Source organism: Catellatospora coxensis, from assembly GCF_016862635.1.
Classification (GTDB): Bacteria; Actinomycetota; Actinomycetes; order Mycobacteriales; family Micromonosporaceae; genus Catellatospora; species Catellatospora coxensis.
The window spans coordinates 73,875-92,462 of record NZ_BONI01000035.1 but is presented as its reverse complement, the minus strand read 5'-3'; the positions used below and the strand labels follow the sequence as shown (position 1 = coordinate 92,462).

Sequence of the window (18,588 nt, the reverse complement as noted above, 5' to 3'; positions counted from 1 at the left end):
GAGCGATCATGGTCGGCGGGCGGTCAGCCGCTGGCGTTGCCGGTGATGTTCCAGGAGGCGAGGTGCAGGGCCGGGGCGGTCCACGCGCCGAGGAAGACTCGCGACGGCTGGGGCACCGCCTCCGCGCCGACGCCGAGCACCGCGCCCGGCCCGAGAGCCTGCGGGTAGAGCTGGGTGAAGCGCATGTTGCGTACCGGCCGGACGACCTCGCCGCCCTCGATCAGCCAGACGCCGTTGCGGGTCAGGCCGGTCAGCGCCAGGGTGCGCGGGTCGAGCACGCGGGTGTACCAGAGGTCGGTGATCAGCAGGCCGCGTTCCACCCGCGAGATCATCTCCTCGACGCTGCTGTCGCCCGGGGCGAAGCCGAGGTTGTTCGGCATCGGACCCCAGGCCGGGCTGCCGGCGTGGCCGGTCGACGCGGCCCCGGCCGCCGCCGCGGTTCGCCGGTCGTGCGCCAGCGCCGTGGTGATGCCCTTCTCCACCAGGGCGAGCCGGGTGCGCGGGGTGCCCTCGCCGTCGAACGGCTCGCGCGGGTCGTCGTACAGGCTGATCGCCTCGTCGAACTGCGCCGCGCCCAGCTCGGCGAACGAGCGCCGCTCCTGCACCGCCTTGGCGTTGAAGCCGAACAGCGAGAAGTTGGTGAGCAGGTCCGAGACGGCCTCGGGTTCGAGGACCACCTCGTACCGGCCCGGCGGCAGCTCGACCGGGTCCGCCTGGGCGCGGGCCTTGGCCGCGGCGCGGGTGCCCAGGGCCGCCCCGTCGAGGTCGGACAGGCGCATGCTGGAGCGGCGGGCCACCCCGTCGTTGCCGGCGTCACGCGCGATGCCGTCCAGCTCGGCGGTCGTGGCCTGGGCGGACAGCGCCTGGCCGGCCGAGTTGCGGTAGACGCCGGACCAGTGGCCGGTCTGGCAGTAGCCGGCCGTCTCCAGGCCCCCGGAGGCGTCGACGAAGGCCCGCACCCTGGCCGCCCGGTCGTCGGGGGAGGCGTCGCGGGTCGCCTCGTCGACCGTGCCGGGCAGCGCGAGCGGGGCCGGGGCGGCCAGGCCCGGCCAGCCCGGGTCGCGGGGAGCCGAGCGCACCGCGGCGGCGGTCCGCGCGACCAGCGAGGTCAGCCCTTCGGGGCCGGTCAGCGTGGTGGTCGTGGCGACGGTGCGGCCGTCGAGGTGGGCGCGCAGCCGTACGGCGACGGTGTCCTCGGCGACGTTCTGGTGGATGCGCGAGTTCGCGAACCGGGTCAGCGCCCGGTGCACCCCGTCGGCGGTCACGTCGATCTCGGCCCCGGGCAGCGCCCGTACCGCCAACTCCAGCACCTGCTCGGCAACAGTGGACACGTTCACGCCCGCACCCCCACGCGCACGTTCTGGAAGCGGGCCGGGGCGGACGGGTGGCCGGTGTGGCCGACCTGGGTCGGCTGGCCCTTGCCGCAGTTCGGCGTGCCCCAGTACTCGATCTCGCTGGACAGCATGTCCATGGACTGCCAGAACTTCGGCCCGATCCCGGTGTACGTGGGATTGCGCAGCATCCGGCCCCTCTTCCCGTTCTTCACCTCGTACGCGATCTCGCAGCCGAACTGGAAGTTGAGCCGCTTGTCGTCGATGGACCAGGAGCGGTTGTGCTCCATGAACACGCCGTCGTCGGTCTCGGCGATGATCTGCTCCAGGGTGTGCGGGCCGGGTTCCAGCCCGACGTTGGTCATGCGCACCATGGGCAGCCGGGCCCAGCCGTCGGCCCGTACGCTGCCGCCGTAGTCGAGCCCGGCCAGCGCCGCCGAGTCGCGCCCGGCCAGCACGCCGACCCAGATCCCGTCCTTGACGGCGTACCGCTTGGCCGCGGGCGTGCCCTCGTCGTCGAAGCCGAAGCTGCCCAGCGCGCCGGGCAGGGTCGGGTCGATGGTGACGTTCATCAGCTCCGAGCCGTAGCGCAGCGAGCCGAGCTGGGCCAGGTCCAGCCAGGAGGTGCCGGCGAAGGCGGCCTCCCAGCCGAGGATGCGGTCCAGTTCGATGGCGTGCCCGACGGACTCGTGGATCTGCAGGAACAGCTGCTCGCCACCGAGGATCAGCGCGGTCTCGCCGCTCGGGCACAGCGGCGCGGTCAGCAGCGCCCGTGACTCGTCGGCCAGCCGGGGCGCGTGGGCGAGCAGGTCCAGGCCCTGCACGAGTTCCCAGCCGCGGGTGCCGTACTGGCCGCGGGCGGCCGGGTAGGAGCGCACCTGGGTCTCGCCCTCGCCGATCGCGGTGGCCTGGATGCCCGCACCGCACTCGCGTACGTGCTGGTCGATGCGGTGGCCTTCGCTGGAGACGAACCACTTGCGGGTGTCCCAGATCTGGTAGACGCCGGTGGCCTGGTCCGCCCCGTGTTCGACCATGGTCTTGGTGGCGTGGGTGAGCAGGTCGCCCTTGTCGGACAGCGGCACCGCGAGCGGGTCGATCAGGCACTCGCTGACCCAGGTGCCGGTGCCCGCCGTGGTCGGCACCAGGTCCACGCCGGGTCCGGCGACGCGGGCGCTGGCCTTGGCGATGGCCGTGGCTCGGGCGCCGGCCAGCCGGGCCGCGCTGTCGGACAGGTCCGGTACGGCGTAGAAGCCCCAGCTGGAGCCGACGAGCGCGCGTACGCCGAGGCCGGCCGACTCGTCCGAGTTGAGTTCCTCGACCGCGCCGTTGCGGGCCTCCATGGACTCGTAGCGCCTGTGCATCACCCGCGCGTCGGCGTAGCGCGCGCCCGCGTCCAACGCCGCCGCCACCGCCGCCTCCGCGACGTCGAAAAAGGTCATGATCGCCACCCTAGTCCGCGGGTGACCGTTCCGACGCCCGTGCGCCGTGATCGTCTGACTTGCCAGGCAATCGGGCGAATCACGGGGGCGCTTTCGCCCATTTGCCAGGCAACTCGGACGATCGATCTTGGGGCGTTAGCCACTTGTTACGTAGCGCGTCTGGTGACGACACGCCGGGGTCCGTTACCTTTTGGCGCACGAGTATGAAAGTTTTCTTCATCAGCAGGGACGGGAGCGGCAATGACGCACGACGCTGCAAGCCCCCCGTATCTGCAGGTCGACGACCTGCGGGTGCGCTTCAACACCGCGGACGGCGAGGTCCGTGCGGTGGACGGGGTGAGCTTCGGCCTCCACAGAGGGCGAACGCTCGGCATCGTCGGCGAGTCCGGCTCGGGCAAGAGCGTCACGAGTCTAGCGGTGATGGGCCTGCACGACCCGGCCCGCACCCGGATCACCGGCGGCATCTCGCTCGGCGGGCGGCAGCTCGTCGGGCTGTCCGACGGCGACATGCGCAAGCTGCGCGGCCGTGACGTCGCCATGATCTTCCAGGACCCGCTGTCGGCGCTGCACCCGTTCTACACGGTCGGCCGACAGCTGGTGGAGGCCTACCGCACGCACCATCCGGACGCGTCGAAGGCGCAGGCCAGGCAGCGTGCGCTGGACATGCTCGACCGGGTGGGCATCCCGCAGCCGGACCGCCGTCTCCACCAGTACCCGCACGAGTTCTCCGGCGGCATGCGCCAGCGCGTGATGATCGCGATGTCGCTGATGAACGACCCGGCGCTGCTCATCGCCGACGAGCCGACCACCGCGCTCGACGTGACCGTGCAGGCGCAGATCCTCGACCTGCTCGCCGACCTGCAGCGCGAGTTCCACAGCGCGATCATCCTGATCACCCACGACCTGGGCGTGGTCAGCCAGGTCGCCGACGAGGTGCTGGTCATGTACGGCGGCCGGGCTGTCGAGCACGGCACCGTGGCCCAGGTGATGCGCGGGCCGCAGCACCCGTACACGTGGGGCCTGCTGGCCAGCATCCCGAGCCTGCACGGCGACCCGGAGGTCGAGCTCAAGCCGATCAAGGGCAACCCGCCGAGCCTCATCAACGTGCCGACCGGCTGCGCGTTCCACCCGCGCTGCGCGTACGCGATGAAGCCCGAGCCCTGCGCCGCGCAGGTGCCGCAACTGCTCGCCGTGCAAGCCGACGGACACCGCGTGGCCTGCCATCTGCCCGAGCCGGAGCGCATCCGCATCTACACCGACGAGATCGCACACGTGGGGGTGGCCCAGTGACGCAGCCGTTGCTCAAGGTGCGGGGGCTGACCAAGCACTTCGCCGTGCGCCAGGGGGCGACCGGGGCGAAGTCGGCGGTGCGGGCGGTCGACGGGCTCGACTTCGACGTGCACGCGGGCGAGACGCTCGGGCTGGTCGGGGAGTCGGGCTGCGGCAAGACCACCACCGGCCGGATGCTGGTGCGCCTGCTGGAGCCGACCGCGGGCAGCATCGAGTTCCAGGGCCGCGACATCACCAAGCTCGGTCGGCGGGCGATGCGCCCGCTGCGGCAGGACCTGCAGATCATCTTCCAGGACCCGTACTCGTCGCTGAACCCGCGGCACACCGTCGGCAAGATCGTGGCGATGCCGCTGGAGGTCAACGGCGTCAACCCGCCTGGCGGGGTCAAGGCCCGGGTGCAGGAGCTGCTGGAGCTGGTCGGGCTCAACCCGGAGCACTACAACCGCTTCCCGCACGAGTTCTCCGGTGGCCAGCGCCAGCGCATCGGCATCGCGCGGGCGCTCGCGCTGCGCCCGAAGCTGATCGTCGCCGACGAGCCGGTGTCGGCCCTGGACGTGTCGATCCAGGCCCAGGTGGTGAACCTGCTGCGGGAGCTGCAGCGGGAGTTGGACCTGGCCTTCGTCTTCATCGCGCACGACCTGGCCATCGTGCGCCACTTCAGCCGCCGGGTCGCCGTGATGTACCTGGGCAAGGTCGTCGAGATCGGTGACCGGGCCGACATCTACGAGCGGCCGCGGCACCCGTACACGAAGGCACTGCTGTCGGCGGTGCCGGACGTGGCCGCGTTCGGCGAGCCCCGGCAGCGCATCCGCCTGACGGGCGACGTGCCGACCCCGCTGAACCCGCCCTCCGGCTGCCGCTTCCGCACCCGCTGCTGGAAGGCGCAGGACGTGTGCGCCACCGAAGAACCGCCGCTGCTGGTACGCGAGGGCAGCGGGCAAGAGGTGGCGTGTCACTTCCCAGAACCCGTAGGCGTCGGAGCAGAGCACGTTAGCGAGGTGGCGGCATGAGCGAGCGAATCATGGGCCTTCACCATGCCGCCGACGAGCGCAGCGAGGAGAAGGCATGAGCCTGTCGCAGATCGAGACGGAGACCGCGGGCGTCGACGCCGCTGCGGCTCCGGTCGCTCCGCAGCCCGGCATGGTGGGCCGGTCGCCCGGCCGGCTGGCGTGGGCCCGGTTGCGGGCCAACCGCACCGCGATGGTCAGCGGCTGGATCATGGTGTTCTTCGTCGTGCTCGGACTGGCCGCGCCGCTGGTCGAGCTGGTGTACGGGATCAGCCCGTTCGAGCAGTTCCAGGACAAGATCGCCAACAACAGCCTGCCGCTGGGCTACCTCGGCGGCGTCTCCGGCGAGCACTGGTTCGGCCTGGAGCCGCAGCTGGGCCGCGACATCTTCATCCGCCTGGTGTACGGCCTGCGCACCTCGCTGTTCATCGCGGTCTCGGCCGCGCTGCTGACCACGGGGCTGGGCATCGTGCTCGGCATCGTCGCGGGCTACCTGGGCGGCTGGATCGACGCGGTGATCAGCTGGGTCATCGACTTCGCGCTGGCGCTGCCGTTCCTCATCTTCGCGCTGGCCATCATGCCGACGGTGACCGCGCGCTTCTACGGGCCGCGCGACGAGATCCCGGTGCCGTTCCGGATCGGCGTCATGATCTTCCTGTTCGCGCTGTTCGGCTGGACCGGCACGGCCCGGCTGGTGCGCGGCCAGGTGATCTCGCTGCGTGAGCGGGAGTTCGTCGAGGCGGCGCGGGCCAGCGGCGCGGGCCTGTTCCACATCCTGTTCCGGCAGCTGCTGCCGAACCTGTGGGCGCCGATCCTGGTGTCGTTCTCGCTGGCGGTGCCGGGCTACATCACCGGTGAGGCGGCGCTGTCCTTCCTGGGCATCGGCGTGGTCGACCCGACCCCGGACTTCGGCGTGATGATCAACAAGAGCCTGAGCTACGCCCAGACCGATCCGGCGTACCTCATCTTCCCGGGCGTGGTGATCTTCCTGCTGGTGCTGGCGTTCAACCTGTTCGGCGACGGCCTGCGCGACGCGCTCGACCCCAAGTCGTCCCGGTAGGAGGCACGAGATGCTGCGATTCCTGATCAAGCGCCTGCTGCTCGGCACGCTGACGATGTTCGCCGTCAGCCTGGTCGCGTTCGGCATGTTCTTCATGCTGCCCCGTGACGCGGTGGCCACCATGTGCGTGAAGAACTGCAACCCGGAGCGGCTGGAGCGGGTGCGGGTCGAGCTGGGCCTGAAGGACCCGCTGATCGACCAGTACACCGGCTACATGAAGGGCATCTTCGTGGGCCGGGACCTGGGCAGCGCGCAGGGCGGCTACTGCGACGCGCCGTGCCTGGGCTACTCGTACACCAGCAGTGAAGAGGTCTCCGACATTTTCGCCCGGGTGCTGCCGGTGACGCTGAGCATCGTGCTCCCGGCGGCGGTGCTGTGGCTGGGGCTGGGCATCGGCCTGGGCATGCTGTCGGCGCTGAAGCGGGGCACCGTCTTCGACCGGCTGGCCATCGGCTTCTCGCTGACCGGCGCGTCCATGCAGCTCTACTTCGTGGGCGGCATGCTGATGATCATCTTCGTGTACACCCTGAAGATCCTGCCGGTGCCGCACTACACCTCGCTGTGGGAGGACCCGCTGGACTGGGCGGGCGGGCTGGTGCTCGCCTGGGTGGCGCTGGCCTTCCTGTTCTCCGCGGTCTACGCGCGGCTGTCGCGGGCGCAGATGCTGGAGACCCTGGCCGAGGACTTCGTGCGCACCGCGCGGGCCAAGGGCCTGAGCAAATCGCGGGCGTACGGCCGGCACGCGCTGCGCGCCGCGATCACCCCGATCGTGACCATCGCCGGGCTGGACATCGGCGGCGCGCTCGGCGGCACCGTGATCACCGAGACCACCTTCGGCATCCAGGGCCTGGGCCGCACCGCCGTGGAGGCGGTCCGCCTCGGCGACCTTCCGACGATCATGGCGACCGTGCTCATCTCGGCGGTCTTCATCGTCGTCGCCAACATCGTGGTCGACCTGCTGTACGCGGTCATCGACCCGCGGGTGCGGCTCGGCTAGCGCACCCACCGCCGTATCGAGAGGTATGGCGAAATCCGTCAATCACTGCTACACAGTTCGTAAGTTTCCTTCACACCACCGGCACGGGAGTGAATATGAGATCGAGAGCGGTACTGGCCCTGGGCAGCGTGCTCGCGCTGTCCGTGGCCCTGGGCGCGTGCAGCGAGAACACGAACACCGATAGCGGCGTCGACACCGACCGCCAGTCCAGCGGCGTGATCGCGACGGACCCGAAGGACTCGATGGGCCCCGCGGCCGCGGTCTCGGGCGCCAGCAAGGGCGGCACGTTCACCGTCATCCGGCAGACCAAGATCTCGCACATGGACCCGCAGCGGGTCTACTCGTTCGTGGGCCTCAACACCGCCCCGCTCTACGCGCGCTTCCTCACCACCTGGAAGGACGACGGCAAGGGCAAGGTCGTGCTGGTAGGCGACCTCGCGGAGACCCCCGGCGTGAACGTCAACAAGGACTGCAAGGTCTGGGAATTCAAGATCAAGGACGGGGTGAAGTTCGAGGACGGCAGCGCGATCACCTCCAAGGAGATCGCGTACGGCATCGCCCGCTCGTTCGACCCGGACCTGGCCGGCGGCCCGACCTACATCCAGGAGTGGCTGGCCGACGACGCCGCCTTCGACAAGAAGTGGGACTTCAAGGCCAACAAGACGTCGCTGCCCCCGGGCCTGACCACGCCCGACGCCAAGACGCTGCGCTTCGAGTTCGCCAAGCCGCACTGCGACCTGCCCTTCGCCGCGTCGCTGCCGGCCACCGCGCCGCTGCCGCCGGCCAAGGACCTCGGTGTCGACCTGGACAACAAGCCGTTCTCGTCCGGCCCGTACAAGCTGGTCAAGAACACGGTCGGCGTGGAGATGGTGTTCGAGCGCAACGAGCACTGGGACGCCAACACCGACCCGGTGCGCAACGCGTACCCGGACAAGTTCGTCTACCAGTTCGGCCCGAACGCCGAGGCGCAGACCAACCGCCTCATCGCCGACGGTGACGCCGACAAGGCCACCCTCGGCTGGAACGGCGTGGACTCCTCGCTGGTGGCCAAGGTCGCCGGGGACAAGGCCCTGCTGGACCGCACCCTGCGCGAGCCCACCCCGAGCGCGTGGCGTCTGTCCATCAACACCCAGCGGGTGCCGGACCTGTCGGTCCGCCAGGCGCTCAACTACGCCATCGACCGTCCCGGCATGGTCAAGGCCGCCGGCGGCGACCTGAAGGTGGCCCCGCTGACCACCCTGATGCCGCCGTCGACGCTCGGCTTCAAGAAGTACGACGCCTACCCCGCCGACATCGAGAAGGCGAAGTCGACCCTGGCCGGCAAGACCCCCGAGCTGGTGATGGTCATCGGCGACGACTCGGGCGCGCAGGAGCTCGGCACCCAGGTGAAGAACAACCTGGAGAAGGCCGGCTTCAAGATCACGATCAAGGTCATCCCGGCGGACAGCAAGCTGGACGAGACCAAGAAGAAGAGCAACCCCTGGGACCTGTACCTGGACTCCTGGGCGGCGGACTGGCCGAGCGGCGCCGCGCTGCTGCCGGTGCTCTTCGACGGCCGCACCATCAAGGACGAGGGCAACAGCAACACGTCCTACGTCAACAGCGACGCGATCAACGCCGAGTTCGACCGCGTCCTGGCCCTCGACCCGGCCGCCCAGGCGCCCGAGTGGGCCAAGCTGGACGAGCGGATCATGAAGGAGCTGGCCCCGGCCGTGCCGCTGTACGCGGACGTCATGTTCGTGATGCACGGCTCGAAGGTCGGTGGTGTCTACATCGACAGCATCTTCGGCTACCCCGCCTTCACTCGGGCCTTCGTCAAGCAGTAACCCCTGACCACCAACCGGGGCGGCACCCTCCTTAGGGTGCCGCCCCGCCCCTTTGGGGCGACGATCTTGCGTGACCTGTGGGTACGACACGCCCGATCCGGACAAAAGGGCAACAGTTCACGCAAGATCGTCGTGATCTTGGGGCGGCGATTGCTGACTTTCGGTAGGGCGGGGGGTTGGCTTTTGGTGGGTGTGGGGCGGGGGTGGGTGCGGGATCGTAGGAGGTGCCCGGTGGGACGAGGGGGTTTGGCCGGGTAGGTCGTTGGGGTGGCACGGGGGGGTAGGTCGTGGGAGGCATGGGGCGGTTTGTGGTAGTGGCGACGCTTACGGCGGCGATCGGTGGGCCCGTGGTGGTTCAGGCCTCGCCGGTGCTTGCCGGGCCGCCGCCGCAGCTGGTCATCGGGTCGCGTGACGTCAAGGCCGCTGAGGAGGCCGCGCAGAAGGCCGTGGCGGCGCGGGAGGTCGCCGATGAGGCCGCTGTTCAGGCCAGGCTGTCGGCTCGGGCGGCCGCTGATGCGAGGCGGCACGCCGTGGATGCCAAGCGGGTGGCGAAGGTCGCCGGAGACCGGGTGCGTGAAGATCTGCGGGCGAGGGTCGACCGGGTCCGGATCGAGGAGGGCATGCGGCTCGCCGATCGGGCCAGGAACCGGGCGGTGAGTGCCGCCGAGGTCGCAGAGCAGGCAGCGGTGCAGGCGCGGGTCGATGCCAAGGCCGCCGAGAAGGCGCGGCAGAAGGTCCTCGCCGCCGAGGAGATCGCCGAGCAGGCTGCGGTGAAGGCCCAGCTGGGCCGCTGAAGCCCTCCGCCCACGCGATCTGGCCGCGTGGGCGGAGTTCTCTGCGGTCAGGAGCGGATCTCGGCGGGCTCGGTCTCCTGGATGATCACCGTGGGTGGGAGGTCGTCGAGGGCGTGCCGGGCGTAGATCTCGCTGTCCAGCTCCTGCGGGCCCAGGTAGCGCTCGGCGAGCGGAGTGGGCAGCAGCGCCCAGTCCCAGGGCTCGACCGCGACCGCGGCCCGTACCGTCTCCGGCCGCCGGGCCGCCAGCAGCGCGGCCAGCCAGCCACCGAAGCCGCGGCCGTACGCGGTGACCCGGGTCAGATCCAGGTCGGAGTGCTTGTCGGCGATGATGCGCAGCGCCTCGGCGTGATCGGCGACGGCCAGGTCGGCCACCCGCCGGTGGGTCACCTTCTCGAAGCTCGGCGACACCCCGACGGTGCCCCGGCCGTCGACCATGACCACGGCGAACCCGGCCTCGGCCCAGTGCCGGGCCGCGGTGAACGCGTCGTGGTCGTTGCGTACCTGCTGCTGGGTCGGGGTGTCCGGCAGGCACAGCAGCACCGGCAGGCGGCGGCCGAAGACGTGGCCGGGCGGGTACAGCACGGCGGTGGGCAGCCGCCGGTCGGTGACCCGGTCCAGCGCGGGGCGGTTCGTGGTCGCGGGCACGGGGCGGCGCGGGGTCAGCTCGGCGACCTGGTTGCCGGCGAACCACACGGTGAGCTGCGCGTCCTCGTCGTCCAGGCTGCGCAGGCCGGTCACCACGGTGTCCCCGCCGCAGGCGGCGCTGTGCCAGCCGGGCTGGCTGGTCAGCCGGTGCACCACCATGCCGCCGCTGGTGCTGCTGCGTACCCGGAACAGGTGCTGCTCGGCGGGTTCGCCCTCGCTGGCCTCGATGAGCAGGTCGCCCAGCTCACCGCCGGCCGAGCCGGGGCCGAGCCGGCCCACGACCCGCCGGACGTACAGGTTCGGCGGCGTGAGCAGGGTGCCGTCGGCGAACAGGCAGCGCGCGTCGTACCCGTCATGGGAGATCTCACCGCCGACCAGCACCCGCCCGTCGGCGAGGTGGCGCGGCGTGCCCGCGATGGGGTTGACCCAGCGCGGGTCGGCCAGCTCGGCGTGCACCTGGGTCTCCCCGGTGCGGCGGTCCACCGCGAGCACCAGGCCGTGCCCCTGCGAGCGGCGCAGCGCCGTGATCAGCGGGCCGCCGTCGGCCCAGCGCACCATGCCCAGGTACGGGTAGATCTCGCGGTCCCAGTGCACGTCGACCCAGCCGCCGTCGAGGTCCAGCAGGTGCAGCGAGACCTGGTCGCCGCTGCGGCGGGTGGCCAGGATGCTCTCCCCGTCGGGGGCCCACCACCAGCCGTTGTGCCGGCCGAACCAGCTCGCGTGCGGATCGGCCTCGCCCCAGCGGACCCCGTCCGGCTCGCCGGCCAGCAGCTCGTCCTCGCCGCCGGTGGCCACCCGCAGCGCGCCGTCGTGCAGGTACGCGATGCGGCGGCCGGTCGGGTCGGGCCGGGCCGCGAGGACCGGGCCCGGGGTCGGCAGGACGGCCGTGCCGTCGGCGTCGCGGCGATGGAGCCGGCCGCCCGAGGCCCAGACGACCACGGCCCCGGTGCGGTCGAACGCGAAGTCGTCCACCGCCTCGGCCACGGTATGGCTCCGGCCCGAAGCCGGCTCACACACGTCCAGCACGTGATCATGCAGGTGGCCCACCCGAAGCCCGTCAGCACTGACGGCTATGCGGTGGCCAGGACCTGGACCGTCAGGCTGCTGCGCCTCCATGGCCGCGATGCTATCGACGCGGGAGGCAGGCGCGTGGCGGTTTGCCTGATGCGGGCTAGAGTGACCGGGTGGCTCGCAGCATCCTCTTCGTGCACGCGCATCCCGACGACGAGTCGATCGGCACCGGCGCGACCATGGCTCACTACGCGGCGCAGGGCGCACACGTCACCCTGGTGACCTGCACCCTCGGCGAGGAGGGCGAGATCCACGTCCCCGAGCTCGCGCAGCTGGAGGCCGCGCAGGGCGACCAGCTCGGCGGATACCGGCTGTCCGAGCTGCGGACGGCGCTGACGGCGCTGGGCGAGATCGACCACCGCATGCTCGGCGGCGCGGGCCGCTACCGCGACTCCGGCATGATGGGCACGCCCGCCAACGAGCACCCGCGCAGCTTCTGGGGCGCCGACCTCGAAGAGGCGTCCGCGCACCTGGTCGAGATCATGGACGAGGTCCGGCCCCAGGTCGTCGTCACGTACGACGCGAACGGCTTCTACGGCCACCCCGACCACATCCAGGCCCACCGGGTCGCCATGCGCGCCTCCGAGCTCGCCGCCGAGCGCGGCTTCGGCCCGTCCAAGATCTACTGGACGGCGATGCCGCTCAGCGTGCTGAAGGCCGGAGTCGAGGCGCTGGCCGACTCGACGGACAACCCGTTCGCGGCGGTCACCGACGTCGCCGACTTCCCGTTCGGCACGCCCGACGAGGAGGTCGCGGCCTGCATCGACGGCTCCGACCACCACGACGCCAAGGTCGCCGCGCTGAAGGCGCACGCCACCCAGATCCCGGAGACGTCCTGGCTCTACTCCATCGCCGGCAACTTCGGCCAGGAGTTCATGGGCGTCGAGCACTACACGCTGGCGCACGGGGTGCGCGGGCGCGGCGACGGGCCGTACGGGTGGGAGACCGACCTGTTCAGCGGCCTGCCCGACGGCTCACCTGCCGCGCGGTGAAACTGCTCGACCTCGCCCTGCGCGGGATCGGGGCGGTGCTCTCGGTCTTTCTGGGCACGGCGTTCGCGGTGCTGGAGGCGGTCTACACGCCGTACCGCATCGCCGGGTGGCCCGCGGTGTGGCTGGTGCCGGCGGCCCTGGCGATCAGCCTGTTCCTGAGCTGGTTCGCCCGTACGGCGACGGGCCTGGCCTGGGGCTGGTGGCTCGCCGCGGTGCCGTGGTTCCTCGTCATGATCTTCGCGGTGGGCGGCACCCAGGAGGGCGACCAGATCGCCGCCAGCTGGGTGGGGCTGCTGGTGCTCGCCACGGGCGGCATCGGCTTCGTCGGCCCCGCCGCATACCGCGCCGGCAAGCGCACCACCGCGCCCCCGCCGCGGCCCACCGCGCCGCAGCTCACGGCCCCACACCCCGGCCCGTACGCACCCTGACGGCACCCACCCGGCTGTACGTACGCCGGCCGCACGCCCCTCGGTCCTACGCATCCTGGCCGCATCCGCCCTGCTCAGAACCACTGGCTGGTAAGGAAGGGCACCCTCCGCACCAAATGCGATAAGAAGGTGCCCTTCCTTCTTCGGGTGGGTCAGGTGGTGAGGCTGTCCAGGCGGTGTATGACGTTCTGGTAGGCGGTGGCGGGGACGCGTTCGGTGCTGGTGAACGGGCGCTCGATCTGGTGGATCGTGAAGAGCAGCAACGTGATCATGCCGACGACGGCGCTGGTCATCGCGAGCTGGGTGCCGATGTGGTCGAAGCGGAAGAACAGGATCGGCATTCCGGCGAGCAGTGCGCCGAAGAGCAGCGCGAACCAGGTCACGTCGCCGATCCGCTTGTCCGCCAGGGCCAGCCGGTCCTCGCGGGCCTGCATCACGGCGTGCACGGTGGCCTCCGGCGACTCGCTGTCCGGCGGGACCGGCACCCGGGCCGTCGCCTCGCGCAGGTCGGTGAGCAGCGCCCAGCCCTGCTCGCCGACCGGTTTTCCGGCCCGCAGCCGGGGGAGTTCCTGGTCGAGGATCTCGCGCAGGTAGGCGCGCGACAGCAGCCGGATCGACGCGCGCACCTCCGGCGGGCCGGTCTCGGCGGCCCACGCCACCGACTGCACCGCCTGCGCCTCGCGGTACGTCGCGTCCCGGGCGTCGTTGCCGATCTGCCACACGTCGATGAACACGAACGCGGCGACCACGGCGTACAGCGTGCCGGTCATCGAGAACACCACGCTGAGCACGTCGTGGGTGTCGGCGCGGCGGTCCGGTGGCCACGAGCGGCGGATGAGCACGACGGCGAGCGCCGCGATGCCGCAGATGCCGAGAAACCACAGGAGACCGCTCGCGTACGCCCGCATGAGTTTCCTCCAAAAACACTATTCGCCCAAACGAGACGTTTAGGGCTATACAAGATGCTATGCGTGCGACGTCCAGATTTCGACCCCTCGTCATCGGGCTGTTCCTCGCCACGGCGATCGGCCTCCCGTCAGCCGTCGCGCTGCTGTCGCCGCGCGCCGCGCTGGGACACGCCGCCGTCTCGCCGGGCGAACTGCTGCAGGTGCGTTCGGCGGTGCCCAACGCACCGTCCGAGCTGGTCAGTCAGAATCCCGACACCGGTGCCGTGCTGCACCGGAAGTGGCTGCAGCACACGATCAACGCCATCGGGTACGACCCCGCGCAGCGCACGCTCTACGGCATCGCGGTGCGGTTCCGGTTGGCGCCGCTCGGCGGTGGCGGTCATCTCGTGGCGATCAGTCCGGATGGGACGGTCGTCGACCATGGGCCGGTGCACGGGTCCCTGAGCAGCGCTGACGCCGGTGCGGTCGTCGACGGCGAACTGCTGCTGCCGGTCGGCGGGCGGCTGATCGGCGTCGACCTGCGCCCCGGTGGGGCGACGTTCGGGCAGGTCAGCAGGACTGTGCGGCTGTCCGGGCCGGCGCGCGTCGGGGACTGGGACTACGACCCGTACCGGCAGGCGCTGGTAGGCGTGGACGCGTCCGGGCCGTCGCCCCGGCTGGTCGCGGTGGATCCGGTCAGTGGGCAGGTCAGCAGCAGCGATCTCACGGGTGACCTGCGGCAGGGCGGGACGTACGGCTCCGCGGCGCTGATCGGCGACACGCTGTACGTGACCGGCAACGGGTTGGGCCGGCCGCTGCGGCAGTACCGCATCGCACTGGCGACCGGGCAGGCGACCCTGCTGGCCACCTCGCAACCGGTGTACCTCACCGACGCGGCCTGGGTGCCCGCCGCCCCGAGCCCGTCGCCCTCGCCGAGCCCCAGCCCGTCCCCGTCACCCAGCCCGTCCCCCTCGCCAAGCCCGAGCCCGTCTCCGTCCCCAAGTCCCTCGCTGAGTCCGTCACCAAGCCCATCGCCGAGCCTGAGCTCGTCCTCAAGCCCGAGCCCTTCACCGAGCCCGAGCCCTTCACCGAGTCCGAGCCCTTCGCCGAGCCCGAGTCCTTCACCGAGTCCGAGCCCTTCACCGAGCCCAAGCCCATCCCCAAGCCCATCCCCAAGCCCATCCCCAAGCCCATCCCCGAGCCTGTCCCCGAGTCCGAGTCCCACGCCGCGCCCGAGTCTGTCGCCCTCACCCAGCCCGTCGCCGTCGCCGGTGGCGCCGGTAGTGCCGTTGCCCGAGCCGCAGGGGCTGCCAGAGCCGTCGCCCGAGCCGAGTCCGTCGCCGGAGCCGCCGCCGCCCGCGGCTCCGGGTCCGGCGCTACGACCCGTGGTGATCATCGAGCCTGAGCCGGTGAGCCGCGCGCGCGATGTCGTCGAGACGGGGCGGAACACCGTAGTGATCTTCATCCTCGGCCTGTCCGGTAGCCGCCTGCTGCTTGCCGCTCGACGGCGCCGTCGTTGATCGGTGGCCCGATCAGCGTGGTGCCTTCGGGTGAATGGCGGCGGTTTCCCGGAAATCGCTGCCATGGCGACTGGGCGGCGCGGTCAGACCGGCCGGCGGGTGGCTGGGGTGCCGGTCGCGCCAGCTGCGACGGCTTCCACCATGGCGAGGTCCGCGGGGAGCATCCCGGTGGCGCGTACGCCCGCGAGCGTCAGCTCGATCTGGCGGTCGAGCGCGGCGATGGTGCGTACCCGATCGGGGGTCATCTCGCCGCGGTAGCCGGACAGGCAGCAGTCCCGCAGCATGGCCATGGTGCGCAGCAGCGGGACGACGACGCTGGGGTGCGGCGCGGCGTAGTGCCTCAGCTGGTTGAAGGCGTGCGCGACGTACTCGGTGTGGTCGAGGTCGCACGGGGTGAGCAGGACGCGGCCGTCGTGGTCGCGTACCGCCTGGGCGGGGCATTCGGCCAGCAGCAGCGGGCGCATGACCGAGCCGATGCGCAGGATCACCTCGACCGCGGTGGTCGGGTCGTTGACGGCCTGGGACAGCGCGCGCAGGGCGACGTCGGAGAGCTGGCGCAGGCCGAAGTCGATGTCCTGCTGCATGGTGCGGGCGACGCCGATGATGACCGCTTCGGCGATCAGGTGGGCCGACGTGGCCGGGTCGGCCGGTGGCGGCCACATGGTGACCATGGGCGTGCCCGCGGTCAGGAACGCGCCGACGCGGGTCTCCAGGCGTACGACCGTGTCCGGCGGCACGGCCCCGATCACGGCGCGGCGGCTGATCTGCTGCACCCAGCCGTCGGTGACGGCGGTGACGACGAGCGGCTGGCCGAGGGTGGCGACGTCGGGCGGGTCGACCGGCTCGCCGGCCTTGACGCCGATGCGCGGCCCGTACGGAAGCTCGCTGATCAGGCTCTGGGTCTCCCGGGCGACGCGCTGCACGATCCGGCCGACGTACTGGTTGCGGCTGATCCGGTCCAGGTAGACGACGATCGCGATGACCGAGAGCAGGGTGAGCAGCAGCGCGCAGCCGACGGTGAGCGGGGGCGCGTGCTCGGCGGCGGTGTCGATGCGGGCGAGGGCCAGCACGCAGAAGGCGAACGTGCTGAGCAGCAGGCCGACGAGCACCTGGCCGTGCCTGTCGCGCCAGAAGCCCCGCAGCACGCGCGGGGAGAACTGGCCGCTGGCCAGTTGTAGCGAGACCACGAGCAGGGAGAAGACCACGCCGGCCGTCGTGATCGTGGCACCGGCGATGATGCCGAGCAGGGTGACCGCGACGTCCGGGGTGAAAGTGATCACTTCGCTGGGGTCGACCATGTAGCGCTCGTCGATCTCCGCGAGCAGCAGCGCGAGCAGCATGGCCCCGGCCAGCATCATGATCGGCAGGAACAGCAGGCTCTCTGCCAGGCGGTCGCGCAGCGCCCGGGAGCGCAGGCGGCGTACGTGCGGGGCCACCTCGTGCTCGTAGTAGGCGGCCGTCCCACTGTCACCATCTCGGATAAAACCGGCCATTAGCCACCATTTTCTCGAATGTGGGCGACTTTCGTGTATTGCGCTAGCCTTGCCGGTCAACGTCTCCCACCAATGATGATGAGGTGCCGTCTTGTCCGTCGCCCCCGTTCCTCACCGACGCTGGCTGATCGCAGGTCTGGCCTCCGTGCTCGCGCTCACCGTGTCCGGCGCGTTCGCCGGCCACGCCTTCAGCGCCGACGTGCCCCGCGGCGCGAAGGTGCTCGGCATCGACATCGGCGGGACCACGGCCGAGGCGGCCGACGCGCTGCGCGCCGGGCTCGCCGGCAAGGCCGACCAGCTGGCCGCGCCGCTGACCGTACGCGTCGGGGAGCAGGCCGCGACCGTGCAGCCGCAGGATGTCGGCCTCGCGGTCGACGTGGACGCGACCGTCGCGGCGGCCGTCCGGCGCGGGCACAACCCCTTCACCACCCTGTTCGGCGGCGACGAGGTGGCCCCCGTGGTCACCGTCGACGAGGCGCGGCTGGCGTCGGCGCTGGCCCCGGCGGCGCAGAAGTCCGGCACGGCGATGACCCTGCCGGGGGTGAGCTTCGACGGCACCACGCCGAAGCCGGTGTACCCGAAGGCGGGTCGCGGCCTCGACTCCGCCGACGCGGCGGACGCGGTCCGCGACGGCTGGCTGCGGCACGCCGAGGTCGAGGTGCCGCTGGGTGAGAAGGACCCGGCCAGCTCGAACGCCGACGTCGACCGGATGATCGCCGAGGTGGCCCAGCCGGCCGTGTCCGCGCCGGTCGCGGTCACCACGGCCAAGGGCACGGTCACCATGTCGCCGAAGGCGATCGCGGCGAGCCTCGTGATCGGCGCTGACGCCGACGGCAGGCTCTACAGCAAGGTCGACGAGAAGCGGCTGCGCAAGGCGCTGGGCAAGGACCTGGCCAAGGTCGAGGTGCAGCCCAAGAACGCGACCATCGACGGCTCCGGCGGCGCGCCGCAGGTCGTGGCGGCCAGCGGCGGCACGCTGGTCGACACCGCGAAGCTCGCCACGGACCTGATGCCGGTGCTCAAGCGCGCCACCGACCGCACCGTGCCGGCCGGCTTCACGGAGGTCAAGCCCGCGACGACCACCGGCGACCTGGCCGAGCTGGGCATCAAGGAGCAGGTCTCCAGCTTCACCACGTACTTCACCGGCGGCCTGAGCAGCCCGCGCAGCAAGAACATCGTGCAGATCGCGAAGGAGGTCGACGGCGCGATCGTGCGGCCGGGGGAGACCTTCTCACTGAACGGGCACACCGGTCCCCGCGGCTACGCCGAGGGCTACCACGACGCGCCCGTGATCATGGACGGCAAGCTGGTCCCCGGGGTCGGCGGCGGCGCGTCGCAGTTCACCACGACGATCTTCAACGCTTCGTACTACGCGGGCATGAAGGACGTCGAGCACAAGCCGCACTCGTACTACTTCACGCGGTACCCGGCGGTCATCGAGTCGACCATCATGTACCCGACGCTGGACCTCAGGTTCACCAACACCACGCCGTACGGCGTGCTCATCGACACCTCGCACACCGACGACTCGGTGACGGTCAGCATGTGGTCGACCAAGGTCTACGACAGCATCACCACGCAGTACGACCCGAAGCGCGACATCGCGCAGCCGGAAAAGGTGGTGCTGGAGGACGGCCCGACCTGCATCGCTACTGGGGGTAGCGAAGGTTTCACTCAGGATGCCTGGCGTATCTTCCGCAAGGACGGTAAAGAGATCAAGCGGGAGAAGTTCACCTGGCGGTATGACGCTGAGCCACAGTTCGTGTGCGAGGCGAAGAAGCCGCCGCTGACTGCCAAGCCCTGAGG

General features: G+C 71.1%; 15 protein-coding genes. 10 read left to right on the top strand and 5 right to left on the bottom strand.

Annotation, left to right across the window (positions count from 1 at the left end):
• Positions 1-23: 23 nt before the first annotated feature.
• Positions 24-1,337: a TldD/PmbA family protein gene (locus Cco03nite_RS21140; RefSeq protein ID WP_239167528.1), complete on the bottom strand. Its 1,314-nt coding sequence runs from the start codon at positions 1,335-1,337 to the stop codon at positions 24-26.
• The gene (locus Cco03nite_RS21135) at positions 1,334-2,770 is read right to left on the bottom strand and encodes a TldD/PmbA family protein (RefSeq protein WP_203693889.1); all 1,437 of its coding nucleotides are present in this window, start codon (positions 2,768-2,770) and stop codon (positions 1,334-1,336) included. Before Cco03nite_RS21135 ends, Cco03nite_RS21140 begins: the two co-directional genes overlap by 4 nt.
• A gap of 240 nt (positions 2,771-3,010) precedes the next feature.
• On the opposite strand from Cco03nite_RS21135, the gene Cco03nite_RS21130 reads away from it, so the two are divergent.
• The 6 genes from Cco03nite_RS21130 to Cco03nite_RS21105 all read left to right on the top strand — a co-directional run bounded on the left by Cco03nite_RS21130 (position 3,011) and on the right by Cco03nite_RS21105 (position 9,744).
• Complete coding sequence (locus Cco03nite_RS21130) at positions 3,011-4,060, top strand: ABC transporter ATP-binding protein (protein ID WP_203693888.1); 1,050 nt, start codon at positions 3,011-3,013, stop codon at positions 4,058-4,060.
• On the top strand, positions 4,057-5,070 hold the full coding sequence (locus Cco03nite_RS21125) for an ABC transporter ATP-binding protein (RefSeq protein ID WP_203693887.1): 1,014 nt from the start codon (positions 4,057-4,059) through the stop codon (positions 5,068-5,070). Before Cco03nite_RS21130 ends, Cco03nite_RS21125 begins: the two co-directional genes overlap by 4 nt.
• Before the next feature lie 55 nt (positions 5,071-5,125).
• A complete protein-coding gene (locus Cco03nite_RS21120; protein ID WP_203693886.1) occupies positions 5,126-6,127 on the top strand; it encodes an ABC transporter permease in 1,002 nt (333 codons plus the stop codon).
• Between the two features lie 10 nt (positions 6,128-6,137).
• Positions 6,138-7,124, top strand: coding sequence for an ABC transporter permease (locus Cco03nite_RS21115; RefSeq protein WP_203693885.1), 987 nt, complete (start codon positions 6,138-6,140; stop codon positions 7,122-7,124).
• A 95-nt stretch (positions 7,125-7,219) separates the two neighbouring features.
• Positions 7,220-8,950 (top strand): ABC transporter substrate-binding protein, encoded by a 1,731-nt coding sequence (locus Cco03nite_RS21110; protein WP_203693884.1) that lies wholly within the window; start codon positions 7,220-7,222, stop codon positions 8,948-8,950.
• A 314-nt stretch (positions 8,951-9,264) separates the two neighbouring features.
• Positions 9,265-9,744 (top strand): hypothetical protein, encoded by a 480-nt coding sequence (locus tag Cco03nite_RS21105; RefSeq protein WP_203693883.1) that lies wholly within the window; start codon positions 9,265-9,267, stop codon positions 9,742-9,744.
• Between the two features lie 47 nt (positions 9,745-9,791).
• Here Cco03nite_RS21105 and Cco03nite_RS21100 read toward each other — a convergent pair whose 3' ends face one another.
• Positions 9,792-11,507, bottom strand: a complete 1,716-nt coding sequence (locus Cco03nite_RS21100) for a S9 family peptidase (RefSeq protein WP_203693882.1) — start codon at positions 11,505-11,507, stop codon at positions 9,792-9,794.
• A gap of 68 nt (positions 11,508-11,575) precedes the next feature.
• On the opposite strand from Cco03nite_RS21100, the gene mshB reads away from it, so the two are divergent.
• Positions 11,576-12,454: an N-acetyl-1-D-myo-inositol-2-amino-2-deoxy-alpha-D-glucopyranoside deacetylase gene (gene mshB / locus Cco03nite_RS21095; RefSeq protein ID WP_203693881.1), complete on the top strand. Its 879-nt coding sequence runs from the start codon at positions 11,576-11,578 to the stop codon at positions 12,452-12,454.
• The gene (locus tag Cco03nite_RS21090) at positions 12,451-12,882 is read left to right on the top strand and encodes a hypothetical protein (RefSeq protein WP_203693880.1); all 432 of its coding nucleotides are present in this window, start codon (positions 12,451-12,453) and stop codon (positions 12,880-12,882) included. The genes mshB and Cco03nite_RS21090 overlap by 4 nt, the downstream gene beginning before the upstream one ends.
• Positions 12,883-13,034: 152 nt before the next feature.
• Here the strand turns inward: Cco03nite_RS21090 and Cco03nite_RS21085 are convergent, their stop codons facing one another.
• Complete coding sequence (locus tag Cco03nite_RS21085) at positions 13,035-13,790, bottom strand: bestrophin-like domain (RefSeq protein WP_203693879.1); 756 nt, start codon at positions 13,788-13,790, stop codon at positions 13,035-13,037.
• Positions 13,791-13,849: 59 nt separating this feature from the next.
• Between Cco03nite_RS21085 and Cco03nite_RS21080 the strand changes: the two genes are divergently transcribed.
• Entirely contained in the window at positions 13,850-15,289 is a 1,440-nt protein-coding gene (locus Cco03nite_RS21080) for a DUF6923 family protein (protein ID WP_203693878.1), read from the top strand.
• An 83-nt stretch (positions 15,290-15,372) separates the two neighbouring features.
• On the opposite strand, the gene Cco03nite_RS21075 is transcribed toward Cco03nite_RS21080, so the two are convergent.
• Positions 15,373-16,782 (bottom strand): DUF2254 domain-containing protein, encoded by a 1,410-nt coding sequence (locus Cco03nite_RS21075; RefSeq protein ID WP_203693877.1) that lies wholly within the window; start codon positions 16,780-16,782, stop codon positions 15,373-15,375.
• Between the two features lie 91 nt (positions 16,783-16,873).
• Between Cco03nite_RS21075 and Cco03nite_RS21070 the strand changes: the two genes are divergently transcribed.
• Positions 16,874-18,586 (top strand): VanW family protein, encoded by a 1,713-nt coding sequence (locus Cco03nite_RS21070; protein ID WP_239167526.1) that lies wholly within the window; start codon positions 16,874-16,876, stop codon positions 18,584-18,586.
• Positions 18,587-18,588: the final 2 nt, after the last annotated feature.

Bases quoted from the DNA above. Each gene is read 5' to 3' on its own strand.
- Cco03nite_RS21135 (WP_203693889.1), bottom strand. From the start codon at position 2,770: ATGACCTTTTTCGACGTCGCGGAGGCGGCGGTGGCGGCGGCGTTGGAC.
- Cco03nite_RS21130 (WP_203693888.1), top strand. From the start codon at position 3,011: ATGACGCACGACGCTGCAAGCCCCCCGTATCTGCAGGTCGACGACCTG.
- Cco03nite_RS21120 (WP_203693886.1), top strand. From the start codon at position 5,126: ATGAGCCTGTCGCAGATCGAGACGGAGACCGCGGGCGTCGACGCCGCT.
- Cco03nite_RS21115 (WP_203693885.1), top strand. From the start codon at position 6,138: ATGCTGCGATTCCTGATCAAGCGCCTGCTGCTCGGCACGCTGACGATG.
- Cco03nite_RS21110 (WP_203693884.1), top strand. From the start codon at position 7,220: ATGAGATCGAGAGCGGTACTGGCCCTGGGCAGCGTGCTCGCGCTGTCC.
- Cco03nite_RS21100 (WP_203693882.1), bottom strand. From the start codon at position 11,507: ATGGAGGCGCAGCAGCCTGACGGTCCAGGTCCTGGCCACCGCATAGCC.
- Cco03nite_RS21085 (WP_203693879.1), bottom strand. From the start codon at position 13,790: ATGCGGGCGTACGCGAGCGGTCTCCTGTGGTTTCTCGGCATCTGCGGC.
- Cco03nite_RS21080 (WP_203693878.1), top strand. From the start codon at position 13,850: ATGCGTGCGACGTCCAGATTTCGACCCCTCGTCATCGGGCTGTTCCTC.
- Cco03nite_RS21075 (WP_203693877.1), bottom strand. From the start codon at position 16,782: ATGGCCGGTTTTATCCGAGATGGTGACAGTGGGACGGCCGCCTACTAC.